Annotated in this window: 10 protein-coding genes and 1 pseudogene; 6 read left to right on the forward strand and 5 right to left on the reverse strand. The window is 77.2% G+C overall.

Annotated features, from left to right (window positions below):
* The 4 genes and pseudogenes from FA014_RS11970 to cofD all read left to right on the forward strand — a co-directional run.
* Nucleotides 1-966 (forward strand): putative F420-0 ABC transporter substrate-binding protein (locus FA014_RS11970; RefSeq protein WP_154729905.1); only part of this gene is annotated, 966 nt, incomplete at its 5' end.
* Between the two features lie 8 nt (nucleotides 967-974).
* Entirely contained in the window at nucleotides 975-2,108 is a 1,134-nt protein-coding gene (locus tag FA014_RS11975; RefSeq protein ID WP_154729906.1) for a putative F420-0 ABC transporter permease subunit, read from the forward strand.
* Complete coding sequence (locus tag FA014_RS11980) at nucleotides 2,099-2,935, forward strand: putative F420-0 ABC transporter ATP-binding protein (RefSeq protein WP_154729907.1); 837 nt, start codon at nucleotides 2,099-2,101, stop codon at nucleotides 2,933-2,935. The genes FA014_RS11975 and FA014_RS11980 overlap by 10 nt, the downstream gene beginning before the upstream one ends.
* Nucleotides 2,932-3,771, forward strand: a pseudogene (gene cofD, locus FA014_RS11985) (2-phospho-L-lactate transferase); the annotation flags it as partial. The gene FA014_RS11980 and the pseudogene cofD, both read left to right, overlap by 4 nt.
* A gap of 629 nt (nucleotides 3,772-4,400) precedes the next feature.
* On the opposite strand, the gene mnmA reads toward cofD, so the two are convergent.
* Nucleotides 4,401-5,567, reverse strand: coding sequence for a tRNA 2-thiouridine(34) synthase MnmA (gene mnmA, locus FA014_RS11990; protein WP_154729908.1), 1,167 nt, complete (start codon nucleotides 5,565-5,567; stop codon nucleotides 4,401-4,403).
* Nucleotides 5,567-6,808: a cysteine desulfurase family protein gene (locus tag FA014_RS11995; RefSeq protein WP_154729909.1), complete on the reverse strand. Its 1,242-nt coding sequence runs from the start codon at nucleotides 6,806-6,808 to the stop codon at nucleotides 5,567-5,569. The genes mnmA and FA014_RS11995 overlap by 1 nt, the downstream gene beginning before the upstream one ends.
* A 30-nt stretch (nucleotides 6,809-6,838) precedes the next feature.
* Between FA014_RS11995 and FA014_RS12000 the strand changes: the two genes are divergently transcribed.
* Nucleotides 6,839-7,843, forward strand: coding sequence for a phosphotransferase family protein (locus FA014_RS12000; RefSeq protein WP_230323102.1), 1,005 nt, complete (start codon nucleotides 6,839-6,841; stop codon nucleotides 7,841-7,843).
* Between the two features lie 57 nt (nucleotides 7,844-7,900).
* Here the strand turns inward: FA014_RS12000 and FA014_RS12005 are convergent, their stop codons facing one another.
* Nucleotides 7,901-8,890 (reverse strand): electron transfer flavoprotein subunit alpha/FixB family protein, encoded by a 990-nt coding sequence (locus tag FA014_RS12005; protein WP_154729911.1) that lies wholly within the window; start codon nucleotides 8,888-8,890, stop codon nucleotides 7,901-7,903.
* Nucleotides 8,890-9,723, reverse strand: coding sequence for an electron transfer flavoprotein subunit beta/FixA family protein (locus tag FA014_RS12010; protein ID WP_154729912.1), 834 nt, complete (start codon nucleotides 9,721-9,723; stop codon nucleotides 8,890-8,892). Before FA014_RS12010 ends, FA014_RS12005 begins: the two co-directional genes overlap by 1 nt.
* 131 nt (nucleotides 9,724-9,854) lie before the next feature.
* Here FA014_RS12010 and glgX point away from each other — a divergent pair, with 131 nt between their 5' ends.
* Complete coding sequence (glgX, locus tag FA014_RS12015) at nucleotides 9,855-12,188, forward strand: glycogen debranching protein GlgX (protein WP_154729913.1); 2,334 nt, start codon at nucleotides 9,855-9,857, stop codon at nucleotides 12,186-12,188.
* Nucleotides 12,189-12,255: 67 nt separating this feature from the next.
* On the opposite strand, the gene glgP is transcribed toward glgX, so the two are convergent.
* A complete protein-coding gene (gene glgP, locus FA014_RS12020) occupies nucleotides 12,256-14,838 on the reverse strand; it encodes an alpha-glucan family phosphorylase (RefSeq protein ID WP_154729914.1) in 2,583 nt (860 codons plus the stop codon).
* Between the last annotated feature and the right edge of the window lie 253 nt (nucleotides 14,839-15,091).

A 15,091-nucleotide genomic window follows, 5' to 3' on the forward strand; every position in this document is an offset into this window, starting at 1 on the left:
GCCGCCCTCGCGGCGTGCGCCGGCGGCTCCGCGGGCGATCCGGCCGCCGACGGCACCGCCTCCGCCGCCTCCACGGCGTCGGCGGGTGCGTTCACGCCGGTCACCCTCGACAACTGCGGCACCGAGGTCACCGTCGACAGCCCGCCGGAGCGCGTCGTCGCGATCAAGTCCACGTCGATCGAGATGCTGCTCGCGCTCGGGCTCGAGGACCGCCTGGTCGGCACGGCGTTCGCCGACGGCCCCGTGCCGGACGAGTACGCCGCCGCCTACGACGCGGTCCCCGTGCTGTCCGACAAGGTCCCGGGCCAGGAGGCGCTGCTCGAGGTGCAGCCCGACTTCGTCTACGCCGGCTGGGAGTCGAACTTCTCGGACGACGGCGCCGGCGAGCGCTCCGCGCTGCAGGGCCTGGGCATCGGCACCTACGTCTCCCCCGCCGCGTGCAAGGAGGACGGGTACATGCCGGACCCGCTGACCTTCGACGGCCTGTTCGACGAGATCCGCGAGGTCGCGTCGGTGTTCGCCGTCGAGGACCGCGCGGAGCAGCTGATCGCCGACCAGCAGGCCGAGCTCGACGCCGTGCAGCCGCCGGCCGAGGAGACCACCGCGCTCTGGTACTCCTCGGGCACGGACACCCCGTACGTCGGCGCGGGCATCGGCGCGCCGCAGATGATGATGGACGCCGCCGGGCTGACCAACATCTTCGCGGACGTGCACGACACCTGGACGTCGGCGGGCTGGGAGCAGGTCGTCGCCGCGGACCCGGACGTCATCGTGCTGGTCGACGCCACCTGGAACACCGCCGAGAGCAAGATCGCGATGCTCGAGGGCAACCCGGCCACCAGCCAGCTGACCGCCGTCAAGGAGCACCGGTACCTGACGGTGCCGTTCCCCGCGGCCGAGGCGGGCGTGCGGAACGCGGACGCCGTGGTCAGCCTGTCCGAGCAGCTCGCGGACCTGGAGGGCTGACCGCGCCCATGACCACCACCGCGCCCCCGAGTGGCCGGTTCGGCCGGACACGCCGTCGGCGTGCCGGGTCGGACCGTCCGCCCGGCGCCGCCACCCCTGCGAACCGGCCCCCCTGGCGCCCGCCGCTGCTGCCGACACTGCTCGTGGGCCTCGCGCTGCTCGTGGCGACGGTCCTCGTCTGCGTGACGATCGGGCCCGCGGACATCGCGGTCGCCGACGTGGCGCGGAGCATCGCCGGGCACCTCGGGCTCGGCCCGGCGGCGGGCGCGGACGGCGGGGTGCCGGTGCTGACCGACGCGATCGTCTGGGAGCTGCGCCTGCCGCGGGTGCTCACCGGCGCGGCGGTCGGCGCGGGCCTGGCGCTGGCGGGGGCGGTGATGCAGAGCCTGACCCGCAACCCGCTCGCCGACCCGTACCTGCTGGGGCTGTCGTCGGGCGCGTCGCTCGGTGCCGTGGCCGTGCTCGTGGTGGGGGTGGGCCTGCTGCTGCCGGTCGCCGCGTTCGCCGGTGCCCTGGCGGCGCTGGTCGCGACGTTGAGCCTGGCGCGGGTCGGTGGCGTCCTCACGCCCGGGCGGGCGGTGCTGGCCGGGCTCGCGGTGTCGCAGCTCGCGGCAGCGGGGACGTCGTTCGTCATCTTCTGGTCGGCCACCGGTGACTCGTACCGGGAGATCCTCAACTGGCTGCTCGGGTCGCTGGCCGGGTCGACCTGGCAGAGCGTGGCGATCGCCGCCGGCGCGCTGGTCGTGGTCGGCACCGTGCTGGTCGCCTCCGCGGTGCGCCTCGACGCGTTCGCGTTCGGCGACACCGCCGCGGCGGCGCTCGGCATCCCCGTCGACCGGACCCGCTGGGTGCTGATGACCCTCGTCGCCCTGCTGACCGGCGCGATGGTCGCGGTGAGCGGCTCGATCGGGTTCGTCGGGCTCGTGCTGCCCCACGCGGTGTCCGCGCTCACCGGACCCGCGCACCGCCGGCTGCTGCCGGTCGCCGCCGTGGTCGGGGCGATCTTCCTGGTCTGGGCCGACACCGGCGCCCGCACGCTGTTCGACCCGCGGGAGCTGCCGGTCGGCATCGTCACGGCGCTGATCGGCGTCCCGGTGTTCGCCGTGCTGCTGCGGCGCGGGCGGGGGTCGGCGTGGACCTGAGCATCGCGGGGGTCGGCACCCGGCTGGGCGGCCGGTGGGTCGTCGACGGCGTGGACGCGACCCCGCCCGCCGGCGCGCTGACCGGCCTGCTCGGCCCCAACGGCGCCGGCAAGACCACCCTGCTGCGGCTGATCGCCGGGCTGCTCGACCCCGAGGCGGGCGCCGTGCTGCTCGACGGCGTGCCCGTGCACACCGTGCCCCGCCGGGAGCGCGCCCGCCGGGTCGCCCTGCTGGAGCAGGAGTCGTCGTCGACCGTCCCGCTCACCGTCCGCGAGGTCGTCGCGCTCGGCCGCATCCCGTACCGCACGCTGTGGGGCACCGACGCCGACGAGGCCGCCGTCGACCGCGCCCTGGCCGCCGCCGACGCCGCGCACCTGGCCGACCGGGCCTGGTCGGCGCTGTCCGGGGGCGAGCGGCAGCGGGTCCACATCGCCCGGGCCCTCGCCCAGGAGCCCGACCTGCTGCTGCTCGACGAGCCCACGAACCACCTCGACGTCAGCGCCCAGCTGTCGCTGCTGGCGTTCGTCCGGGACCTCGGCCGCACGACCGTCGCCGCGCTGCACGACCTCAACCTCGCCGCCGCCTACTGCGCGCACGTGCTCGTGCTGGCGGACGGGCGGCTGGTCGCGGCCGGCGACCCGCGCGAGGTGCTCACCGCCGACCTCGTGCGCGCGGTGTACGGCGTCGAGTGCGTCGTCCTGACCCACCCGCGGACGGGGCGGCCGGTGATCGCGTTCGGCGACCCGGTGCCGGCACCCGCCGACGGGTCCGCGGCCGACGCCGGCCCCCGCACCCGGCCCTCGCCGGTCCCCGAAGGAGCACGATGAGGATCACCGTCCTGTCCGGCGGCGTCGGCGGCGCCCGGTTCACCCGGGGCCTGCTCGCCCTGCTGCGCGACCGGCTGCCCGACGGCAGGGGCGGCACGACCGCCGAGGTCACCGTGATCGCCAACACCGGCGACGACATGTGGCTGCACGGCGTCCGCGTCTGCCCCGACCTCGACACCCTGATGTACACCCTCGGCGGCGCCGTGCACGAGGAGCAGGGCTGGGGCCGGCGCGAGGAGTCCAGCCGGGTCAGCACGGACCTCGCCGCGTACGGCGTCGGCTGGGACTGGTTCACGCTCGGCGACCTCGACCTCGCGACGCACCTCGCCCGCACCCAGTGGCTCCGCGAGGGGCGGACGCTGTCCGAGGCGACCGACCTGCTGAGCCGCCGGTGGGGGCTCGCCGAGCAGGGCGTCCGGCTGCTGCCGATGGCCGACGAACCGGTCGAGACGCACGTCGTCGTGGCGGACCCGGAGGGCCCCGGCCCCGAGCGCACGATCCACTTCGAGGAGTGGTGGGTCCGGCACCGCGCCGCCCTCCCGGCGCTGCGGTTCGTCCAGGTCGGGCTCGACTCCGCGCAGGCGGCGCCCGGCGTGCTGGACGCGATCGCGTCGGCCGACGTCGTGGTCGTCCCGCCGTCGAACCCCGTCGTGTCCGTGTCCACGATCCTCGCCGTGCCGGGCGTCCGCGCGGGGCTGGCGACGACGGCGGCCCCGGTGGTCGGCGTCTCGCCGATCGTCGGTGGCGCGCCCGTGCGCGGCATGGCCGCGCAGTGCCTGGCGACGATCGGGGTCGAGGCGACGGCCGAGGCGGTCGCCCGGTTCTACGGCCGCCGGGGCGACGCCGCGCGGACCGGCGACGACCGTCCCGAGCCGCTCCGAGACGACCGGCGCGGGGACCGCGCGCAGCCGCCCGTACCCGGAGAACGACGGCAGCACACCGGCGACCACCTGCGCGAGCAGCGGTTCGTGCAGCAGCACGGTCGGCCGCGCGCCGGGGACGGCCCGGACGATCGCCCCCAGGTGCTCCGCGACGCCCGCGGCCAGGGACGCGGCGACCTCGGCCACGGCCCCGGGGTCGGCGACGGCGCGGTCACCGCGGGCGAGGTACACGCCGGCGGCGAGGGTCAGCGGGCCGGCGACCGGGACGACGAGCGGCCCGTCCCAGCCGTGCGCGGCGACGGCGAGCGCGTCCAGGTCCTCCCGGCGCAGCGCGGCCAGCCGGGTCGCGTCGCCACCGGGGCGGTCGGCGAGCCGCCAGCCGTGCGGGCCGAGCTCGGCGGGCATCTCCACCAGCAGGCCGAGCGCCTGGGCGACGAGGCTGCCGAACGCCCCGCGCTCGGGCAGGCGGACGGTCCACGGCAGGCCGTCGACGCCGGCGGGCGCCGCCGCGACGTCGCCGAGGACGGTCGTCTGGGCCTCCAGCGGCTCCGCGCCCGACCAGGCCCCGGTGCCCCCGACGGCGGTCACGCGGTCGCCCCCGCTCGCCCGGCGCCGGCCCCGGCCGCCGCGGCACCGGCACCCGTCGCGCCACCGGCGCCCGCGCGCGTCGTCCGCTCCACGGTCCCCTGCCCCAGCACCACGTCCTCGTCCGTCCCGCCGTACAGCACCGCCGACTGCCCCGCCGCGACGCCGCGCAGCGGCCCGTCGACCCGCACCTCGATCCCGCCGGCGGCGGTCGCCCGCGCGCGCACCGGCACCGCGGCGCCGTGCGCGCGGACCTGGAGCAGGCACGCGGTCCAGTCCCGCGGGGCGGCGCCGAACCACACCGCGTCCCGGGCCTCGATCGCGTCGACCGCGAGCGCCTCGGCGCCGCCGACGACGACGCGGTTGCTCACGGGTTCGATCGCCAGCACGTACCGGGGCCTGCCGTCGGCGGCCGGGCGCCCGAGCTGCAGCCCCTTGCGCTGCCCGATCGTGTACCCGTAGGCGCCGTCGTGCGTGCCGAGCACCGTGCCGTCGGCGTCGACGACCTCGCCGGGCCGGGAACCGAGCCGGTCCCGCAGGAAGCCGCGGGTGTCGCCGTCGGCGACGAAGCAGATGTCGTAGGAGTCGGGCTTGGCCGAGACGCTCAGCCCGCGGGCCGCCGCCTCCGCGCGCACCTCGTCCTTCGACGCGACGTCGCCGAGCGGGAAGATCGCCCGCGCGAGCCGCTCGGGCCCCATCACGGCGAGCACGTAGGACTGGTCCTTGGCGCGGTCGGCGGCGCGGCGCAGCACCGGGGCGCCGTCGGGGCCGGTGGTCGCGGAGGCGTAGTGCCCGGTCGCGACGGCGTCGAAGCCGAGCGCCAGCGCCTTGTCCAGCAGCGCGTCGAACTTGATGTGCTCGTTGCACCGCACGCACGGGTTCGGCGTCCGCCCGGCCTCGTACTCCGCGAGGAAGTCGGCGACCACGGTGTCCTCGAACCGCTCGGACAGGTCCCAGACGTAGTACGGGATGCCCAGCACGTCGGCGGCCCGCCGGGCGTCGCCGGCGTCCTCGATCGAGCAGCAGCCGCGGGAGCCGGTGCGCAGCTGCGCGCGGCTCCGGGACAGAGCCATGTGGACGCCGACGACGTCGTGCCCGGCGTCGACCGCGCGGGCGGCCGCGACGGCGGAGTCGACGCCCCCGGAGAGCGCCGCGAGCACGCGCATCAGACGACCCCCGCCGTCGACCGGGTCCCGGTGGCGTCCGCCGTCCGCGACCCCGCGCCGCGCGAGCCGCCCGCGAGCCCCGCCGCGCGCGCCCGGTCCACCGCACCGGGCAGCGCCGCGAGCAGCGCCGCGACGTCGTCGCCCGTCGACGGCCAGCCGAGCGAGAACCGCAGCGCGCCGCGCGCGTCCGCCTCGTCCAGCCCCATCGCGAGCAGCACGTGGCTCGGCTGCGGCACGCCCGCCTGGCAGGCCGACCCGGTCGACGCCTCGACGCCGGCCGAGTCGAGCAGGTAGAGCAGCGAGTCGCCCTCGCAGCCGGGGAAGGTGAAGTGCGCGTTGGCCGGCAGCCGGCCGGCGGCGTCGGCGGGCCCGCGCAGCACCGCGTCCGGGACCGCCGCGCGGACGCCCGCGACGAGCGCGTCCCGCAGACCGGCGAGGCGTGCGGCCGTCGCCTCCCGCCCGCGCACGGCCGCGTCGACCGCGACCGCGAACGCCGCGATCGCCGGCACGTCGAGCGACCCCGAGCGCACGCCCCGCTCCTGCCCGCCGCCGTGCAGCACCGGCACCAGGGCGAGCTCGCGCCGGGCGAGCAGCGCGCCGACGCCGACCGGGCCGCCGAGCTTGTGGCCCGTCACGGTCATCGCGTCCAGCCCGGACGCGCCGAAGTCGACGGGGACCTGCCCCACCGCCTGCACCGCGTCCGCGTGCACCGGCACGCCGTGCGCGTGCGCGAGCGCCACCACCTCGGCCACCGGCTGCAGCGTGCCGACCTCGTTGTTCGCCCACATCACCGACACCAGCGCGGTCTCGGCGGCGTGCGCGGCGAGCTCCTCGCGCAGCGCGTCCAGGCGCAGCCGCCCCTCGCCGTCGACGGGCAGCAGCACGATCTCCGCCCCCGCGTGCTCGGCCAGCCAGAACGCCGGGTCCAGCACCGCGTGGTGCTCCACGGCGGAGACCAGGACGCGCCGCCGGGCCGGGTCCTGCGCGGCGCGCGCCCAGAACAGGCCCTTCACCGCGAGGTTGTCGGCCTCGGTGCCGCCACCGGTCAGCAGCACCTCGCTGGGGCGCGCGCCGAGCGCGGCGGCGAGCGTCTCGCGCGCCTCCTCGACGGCGCGACGCGCCGCACGGCCCGCGGTGTGCAGGGACGAGGGGTTGCCGGTGCGGGACAGGTGCTCGACCAGGACGGCGGCCGCCTCCGGGAGCACGGGCGTCGTGGCCGCGTGGTCCAGATACGCGCTCACCCGCACGAGTCTACGAAGGGTTCTGTCAGGATGTGGCGCGTGAGTGCCGACGACGCGATGACGCCTCCGCTGGCCTTCAGCGGGCAACGGCTCGACTGGCGGGACCTGCCGCGGTCCGTGCGCACCCGGATCGCGGAGCTCGCGGGTGCCCAGGTCTCGGCCGAGACGAGCGCGACCACCGGGTTCAGCCCCGGGTTCGCCGCGGTGCTCGAGCTGGCCGACGGCCGGGGCGTGTTCGTCAAGGCCGTGTCCCCGGAGCAGAACCCGGAGTCCCCGGAGCTCGCCCGCGCGGAGGTCCGCGCCGCCGCGGCGCTGCCGCCGCAGGTGCCCGCCCCCGCGCTGCTGTGGTCCGACGACGACGGCGACTGGGTGCTGCTGGGGTTCGAGGTGGCGCAGGGCCGGCCGCCGCTGCTGCCGTGGCGCGCGGACGAGCTCGGCCTCGTGCTGACCGCGCTGGACACCCTGGCCGAGGCGGAGCCGCTGCCGGGCCACGAGCTGCGCCCGAGCGCGGAGATGCTGGCCGGCGACTTCACGGGCTGGCGGACCATCGCGGGCCGGCCCGGCGCCGAGCTCGACGCGCTGGCGGTGCGCACGGGCGAGGCGGGGGCGTGGGTCCTCGCCCACCTGGACGCCCTGGTCGCGTGGGAGGACGACGCGCTGGACGCGTGCGCCGGGACGGCGCTGGTCCACGGCGACCTGCGCGCCGACAACGTGATGGTGGACCACGACCACGAGGGCGGCCGGGTCGCGCTGATCGACTGGCCGCACGCCAGCGTCGGCGCCCCGTGGCTCGACCTGGCGTTCATGCTGCCCAGCGTCGCGATGCAGGGCGGCGGCGAGCCGCAGGACCTGTTCTGGGACCGCCCGGCGTCGAAGGGCGTGGAGCCGGAGCGGCTGCGCGCCGCGGTGGCGGGCCTGGCCGGCTACTTCGTGCACGGCGCGCTGCAGCCGGCGCCGGTCGGCATCCCGAACCTGCGCCGGTTCCAGGGCGCGCAGGGGCGGCACGCCGTCGAGTGGCTGCGCGCCCTGGCCTGAGCCGGGCGCCCCGGCCCGGGCGACGGCGCCCGGGCGGGGTGCCACCCGGGCGTGGCCTCAGCCCTGCCGCAGCCGGCGGAGCTCCTCCGTGACCTGCGGCAGCACGGTGAACAGGTCCCCGACGATGCCGTAGTCGGCGATCTCGAAGATCGGCGCCTCCGGGTCGGGGTTGACCGCCACGATGGTCCCGGACGCCTGCATGCCGCCGCGGTGGTGCACCGCCCCGGACACGCCCGCGCCGATGTACAGCCGCGGCGACACGGTCACCCCGGTCTGGCCGATCTGCGTCTCGTGGCCGATCCAGCCCTCGTCGGTCGCCACGCGGGTCGACCCGACGGCGCCGCCGACCTCGTCCGCGAGCGCCTCGATCGGCCCGAAGTCGCCCTCCGTCCCGCGCCCGCCCACGACCACGACGTCCGCCGACGACAGGTCCGGCCGGTCCGACGGGGCGGCGGCGGTGCGCCGCACGAGCGCGGCGCGGGTGGCCCGCTCCGACACGGCGAGCGCGCGGGTGCGCACCTCGGGCACGAGCGGCGCGGGCTCCTCGACGTGCCGGGACACCACGGCGCCGGCCTTCAGCAGCACGACGGCGAGGTCGGTCCGCACCGCGCACCGCGTGGTCCAGGTGCCGGCGAGCACCGTCTTGGCCGCGACGACCCGGCCCTCGGCGTCCCGCTCGACCGCGGCGGCGTCGGTGACGACCCCCGCGCCGGTCGCGACGGCCAGCCGCGCCGCGGCCTCCTTGTTCTCGAAGGTCGACAGCGCGAGCAGCACCGTCGCCCCGGTGTCCCGCACCGCGTCGGCGAGCGCCTCGGCCAGCACGGGCGTGAGGTGCGGGTCGACGGCCCCGGTGGACACCTGGTGCACGACGGCGACCCCGTGCCGGCCCAGGACGGGCAGCGCCGGGTCGACCGGCTCGTCGCCGACCCACAGGCCGTGCACCTCGCCGCCGTCGGCCAGGTCACGCGCCGCGGTGGCCAGCTCCAGCACGCTGCCGCGCAGGGCGCCGGTCTCGGCGTGGTCCAGCAGGACGAGGACGGTCGCCATCACAGGACCTCTCCGGTCGCGGGGGTGGTGCGGACCAGGTCGCGCTCCAGCAGCCACGCGGCGAGCCGCGCGCCCGCCTGGCCGTCGTCGGTGACCAGCACCCGGTCGGTGCGCGGGGGCCGGGGCGCGGCCTCGAGCACCTCGGTGCGGGCGCCGGCCGTGCCGACCGTCGCCGGGTCGACCCCCAGGTCCGCCAGGGTCAGGGTCTCGACCGGCTTCTTGCGGGCGGCCATGATCCCCTGGAAGTTCGGGTACCGCGGCTCGTAGGCGCGGTCGGTGACCGACACCAGCGCGGGCAGCGGGGCCGTGAGCTCCTCGACGGCGTGGTCGAGGTCGCGGCGGACCGTCACGGCGCCGTCGGCGAGGGTGACCTCCGCGGCCAGCGTGAGCTGCGGCAGGTCGAGGGTCGCGGCGAGCGCCGCGGGCAGCAGCGAGGTGAGCCCGTCGAGCCCGGCCATACCGGTGACCACCAGGTCGACCGGCGCCTGCTCGCCCAGCCGGCGCAGCACCGCGGCCAGCACCGTCGCGGTGCCGAACACGTCGGACCCGGCGACCGCGTCGTCCAGCACGTGCACGGCGGCGTCGGCGCCGAGCTGCAGGCCGCGGCGGACCGCGTCCTCGGCGTCGTCGGGGCCGACGGTCACCACGACGACCTCGGCGTCCTCGCCGGCGTCCCGGGCCTGCTCGGCCAGGACGACCGCGGCCTCGACGGCGTTCTCGTCCAGCTCGTTGATGGTGCCGTCACCGCCGTCGCGCACCAGGCGCCCGTCGGGCCCCAGCGACCGCTCGGACTGGATGTCGGGCACGTGCTTCACGCACACCACGATTCTCACCTCGGAGACGTTACCCGCCCGGGGGGACGCGGTGCACGGGACCGGGTCCCGCGGACCTCCCGGACCCGGTGCGCGGCCGGACGCCCTGGTGGGGAGCCCGCGCCGCCCCCGCGCCGGGCCACAATGGGCGCGTGACCGCCGCCGCCCCGCACCCCGGACCGCCGCCCCGCCTCGGGGTGCACGCGACCGACGACGGCGTCGAGGTCGGCGTGCTCGCCCCGCACGCCGAGGCGGTCGACCTGTGCCTGCTCGACCCCGACCCCGCCGCCCCCACCGGCTGGGCGGAGCGCCGCGTCCGGCTGGACGGCCCGGACCTCGGCGTGTTCTCCGCCCGCGTCCCGGGCGTCCGGCCCGGCCAGCGGTACGGCCTGCGCGCGCACGGACAGTGGGACCCGGGCGCCGGCCTGCGGTACAACCCGGCGAAGCTGCTGGTCGACCCGTACGCCCGCGGCCTGGTCGGCGAGGTGGACCACGGACCCGCCACCTACGGGCACGTCGTCGACGACGCCCTGCGCGGCGACCCGGCGGGCGCGGCCGACCCCCGCGACTCGGTCGCGCACGTGCCGCACGGCGTCGTCCTCGACCGCCGGCCCGGGCGGCGCGGCGCCGGCGACGCCGTCGACCCCGCCGCCAACCGCCCGTCCACGCCGTGGGCGGACACCGTCGTCTACGAGGCGCACGTCAAGGGCCTCACGGTCCGGCACCCCGACCTGCCGCCGCACCTGCGGGGCACCTACGCGGCGCTCGGGCACCCGGTCGTCGTGGAGCACCTGCGGGCGCTCGGGGTCACCGCGCTGGAGCTGCTGCCGGTGCACGCGTTCTCCTCCGAGCCCCACCTGGTGCAGCGCGGCCTGACGAACTACTGGGGCTACAGCACCCTCGGGTTCTTCGCCCCGCACGCGCCCTACGCCACGGCCGCCGCGCGCGCCGCCGGCCCCGCCGCCGTGCTGGAGGAGCTCCGCACCGCGGTGCACGCCCTGCACGCGGCCGGCATCGAGGTCCTGCTCGACGTCGTCTACAACCACACCTGCGAGGGCGGGCTGCCCGGCCAGCACCTGTCGTGGCGCGGCCTGGACTCCGCCGTCTACTACCGGCACGACGGCGCCCACCCCGCGGCGCTGGCGGACGTCACCGGCACCGGCAACACGCTCGACTTCCGCCGGACCGAGGTGGTCCGGCTCGCGCTCGACTCGCTGCGCTACTGGGCCGAGGAGGTGGGCGTCGACGGCTTCCGGTTCGACCTGGCCGTCACGCTCGGACGCGGCCACACCGGCTTCGACCCGGACCACCCGTTCCTGGTCGCGGCCGCCACCGACCCCGCCCTGCACGGCCTCAAGCTGATCGCGGAGCCCTGGGACGTCGGGCCCGGCGGGTGGCGCACCGGGCAGTTCCCGATGCCGTTCGCCGAGTGGAACGACCGGTTCCGGAACTCCGTGCGGTCGTTCTGGCTCGCCGACCCCGCGCGGGCCGCGCACGGCCTGCCCGAGCACCGGGTCCGGGACCTCGCGACCCGGCTGGCGGGCTCCGTCGACCTGTTCGGCCGCTCCGACCCGCCGCTCGCGCGCGGGCCGCGCGCGTCGGTCAACTACGTCACCGCCCACGACGGGTTCACGCTGGCCGACCTCGTGGCGTACGAGCACAAGCACAACGAGGCCAACGGCGAGCAGAACCGCGACGGCACCGACGACAACCGGTCCTGGAACCACGGCGTCGAGGGCCACGTCGCCGCCGACTCCGTGGCCGCGGACATCGTGCCGCTGCGCCGCCGGTCGATCCGGAACGTGCTCGCCACGCTGCTGCTCGCCGCGGGGACGCCGATGATCACCGCCGGCGACGAGCTCGGGCGCACCCAGCACGGCAACAACAACGCCTACTGCCAGGACTCCCCGCTGTCCTGGGTCGCGTGGGACCTCGCGCCGTGGCGGCGGGACCTGCTCGCGACGGCGCGGCACCTGACCGCCCTGCGCCGGGCGCACCCGGCGCTGCGGAGCGCGCGGTTCTTCACCGGGCGGGCCGGGCGGGACGGGCGGCCGGACCTCGCCTGGTTCGACCCCGCGGGGGCGCTGTTCACCCACGAGCGGTGGCACGACGCCGACCTGCGCACCCTGCAGATGCTCCGGGTCGCGGGCGACGACGCGGTGCTGCTGGTGATCAACGGGTCGCTGAACCCGGTCGACGTCGTGCTCGCGGACCCGGCACCCGGCGGCGTGGAGCACGGCGGGGCGGGCGGGGGTGCCGACGGCGGCGCGGGCGACGGCTGGACCGCCGGGGGCTGGGCCGGCGGCGACGCGACGGCCGGCGACGGCGTGACCGCGGCCGAGCCGGCCACCTGGCGGCTCGCGTGGGACTCCACGTGGGAGCACCCCGCCGAGGGGGACGCGGCCGCGCTGACCGGCAGCCACCACCAGGAGGCGGGCACCCGCGCCGCCCTGGAGCCCCTGAGCCTGCGCGTCTACGTGGCGTGACCCGCGGCGCCCGCGCGGTCCCCCTCCCGCGGCCCCGCGGCGGAGCGCGGGAGGGGGACCACCCGGTTCAGCCCGCGTTCGCCACCAGGCCGACCTCGGCGACCGACGCCAGGCCGTCGTGCCGCGGCACGACCCGGACGCTGTACCCGAACGGCCCGGACGCCGCGAGCACCACGTCGCCGGCGAACCCGTACCGGCCGCCCTCGTAGGTGTCCGCGAGCGCCAGCCGGTCGACCGCGAAGCCGTGCAGCTCGTCGGACTCGGAGACCTTGCCGTGCACGACCTGCACCTCGACGTCCTCGGGCGACAGGTCACCCAGCGCCACGTACGCGCGGACGTGCAGCGTGTCGCCGACCTGCGGCACCTCGCCGACGCCGCCGGACTCGACGTGGTCGACGCGCACGTGCTGCCAGCCGGTCCGCACCCGCCCCTTCCAGGCCGCGAGCTCGCGCGCCCCGGCGAAGCCCGCGTCGCCCGCGAGCGCCCGGCCCGCGACGGCCGCGGGCACGTACAGCCGCTCGACGTAGTCGGCGACCATCCGGGTGGCCTGCACCTTCGGGCCCAGCGTGGCCAGCGTGTGCCGGACCATCTCGAGCCACCGGCCGGGCAGCCCGCGCTCGTCGCGGTCGTAGAACCGCGGCGCCACCTGGTGCTCGATCAGCTCGTACAGCGCGGCGGCCTCGAGGTCGTCGCGACGGTCGGGGTCCTCGACGCCGTCGGCCGTCGGGATCGCCCAGCCGTTCTCCCCGTCGAACCACTCGTCCCACCACCCGTCGAGGATGGACAGGTTGAGCCCGCCGTTGAGCGCGGCCTTCATGCCGGACGTGCCGCACGCCTCGAGCGGGCGCAGCGGGTTGTTCAGCCACACGTCGCAGCCCGGGTAGAGGGTCTGGGCCATCGCGATGTCGTAGTTCGGCAGGAAGACGATGCGGTGCCGCACCCCGGCGTCGTCGGCGAACCGGACGAGCTGCTGGATGAGCCGCTTGCCCTGGTCGTCGGCGGGGTGCGACTTGCCGGCGATGACCAGCTGCACCGGGCGGTCGGGGTCGGTGAGCAGGGCGCGCAGCCGCTCCGGGTCGCGCAGCATCAGGGTGAGCCGCTTGTAGGTCGGCACCCGGCGCGCGAACCCGATGGTGAGCACGTCGGGCGACAGCACGTCGTCGACCCAGCCGAGCTCGGCGGGGCTCGCCCCGCGCTGCGCCCAGGAGTGCCGCACCCGGCGCCGGGCGTCCGCGACGAGCTGCGCGCGCAGCGTCCGGCGCAGCGCCCAGAGCTCCTCGTCCGTGATCGCGTCCGTGCGCAGCCAGCCGACGCCCGCCGCGATCTCCTCCCCGGACAGCCGCTCCGCCGCGAGGTCCGACATCCGGCGGTCGACCCAGGTCGGCGCGTGCACGCCGTTGGTGACCGAGGTGATGGGGACCTCGACGTCGTCGAAGCCCGGCCACAGGCCGTTGAACATGCCGCGGGACACCTCGCCGTGCAGCACCGAGACGCCGTTCGCGCGTCCGCCCAGCCGCAGGCCCATGACGGCCATGTTGAACATCGTCGGGTCGCCGCCCGGGTAGTCCTCGGCGCCGAGCGCGAGCACGCGCTCGACCGGGACGCCCGCCGCGGCGTTCGCCCCGCCGAAGTACTGCTGGACCAGCGCGGCGTCGAACCGGTCGATGCCGGCGGGCACCGGCGTGTGGGTCGTGAACACCGTCGCCGCGCGCACCGCCTCCAGCGCCTCGTCGAAGCCGAGCCCCGCCCCCGCGACCAGCTCGCGGATCCGCTCGACGCCGAGGAACCCGGCGTGGCCCTCGTTCGTGTGGTAGACCTCCGGCTCCGGCGCGCCGGTCAGCCGGGACCAGACGCGCAGCGCGCGCACGCCGCCCACGCCGAGCAGCAGCTCCTGCTGCAGGCGGTGCTCGCCGCCGCCGCCGTACAGCCGGTCCGTGACCTTGCGGGCGGCCTCGTCGTTCTCGGGCACGTCGGAGTCGAGCAGCAGCAGCGGCACCCGGCCGACCGTCGCCGTCCACACGTGCGCGTGCAGCGTGCGGTCCCCGGGCAGCGCGATCGACACCACGGACGGGGTGCCGTCGTGCTCGCGGAGCAGCGTCAGCGGCATGCCGTCGGGGTCGAGCAGCGGGTAGGTCTCCTGCTGCCAGCCGTCCCGGGTGAGCGACTGCTTGAAGTAGCCGGCGCCGTACAGCAGGCCGACGCCGACCACCGGCACGCCCAGGTCGGACGCGCTCTTCAGGTGGTCGCCGGCCAGGATGCCGAGGCCGCCGGAGTACTGCGGCAGCACCGCGGTGATGCCGAACTCCGGGGAGAAGTAGCCGATCGCGGCGGGCAGCGACGGGTCGGACGCCTGGCGGCGCTGGTACCAGCGCGGCGCCTCGAGGTACTCGTGAAGGTCGGCCGTCGCGGCGCGCACGGCGGCCACCACGTCGGGGTCGGCGGCCAGCTCGGCCAGCCGCTCGGGGCGCAGGGCGCCGAGCAGGGCGACCGGGTCGCCGTGCACCTCGTCCCAGAGCGCGGGGTCGATGCGGGCGAACAGGTCCCGGGTCGGCGCGTGCCAGGACCAGCGGAGGTTGTGCGCCAGCTCGTCGAGGTCGGCGAGCTCGGCGGGCAGCGAGGTGCGGACGGTGAATCGGCGGATGGCTCTCACCTGCCCGAGCCTATGCACGACGGGGGCCCCCGAACAGCACCTCCGTCCCATCCGGTGCCCGCCGGCCAGCAGGTGGGCCGTACGGATGGCTGGGCCCGGCACCAGTGGATAGGTTCGGACCCGTGACGTCGACACCCCCGCCGCGCCAGCCCGCGTCCCGTCCCGCCCGGCCGTCACGCGCGACCCCCGCGGCCGCCGACGTGCCGCCCCCCACGACCTCCGCCCCGGTCCCCGAGCCGGGTCCGGCCGCGCC

It is taken from the genome of Cellulomonas hominis, assembly GCF_005239125.1.
Taxonomy (GTDB): domain Bacteria; phylum Actinomycetota; class Actinomycetes; order Actinomycetales; family Cellulomonadaceae; genus Cellulomonas; species Cellulomonas hominis_A.

Coding starts and splice junctions, on each gene's coding strand:
- FA014_RS11975 (WP_154729906.1), top strand. CDS start 975: ATGACCACCACCGCGCCCCCGAGTGGCCGGTTCGGCCGGACACGCCGT.
- mnmA (WP_154729908.1), bottom strand. CDS start 5,567: ATGCGCGTGCTCGCGGCGCTCTCCGGGGGCGTCGACTCCGCCGTCGCG.
- FA014_RS12000 (WP_230323102.1), top strand. CDS start 6,839: ATGTGGCGCGTGAGTGCCGACGACGCGATGACGCCTCCGCTGGCCTTC.
- FA014_RS12005 (WP_154729911.1), bottom strand. CDS start 8,890: ATGGCGACCGTCCTCGTCCTGCTGGACCACGCCGAGACCGGCGCCCTG.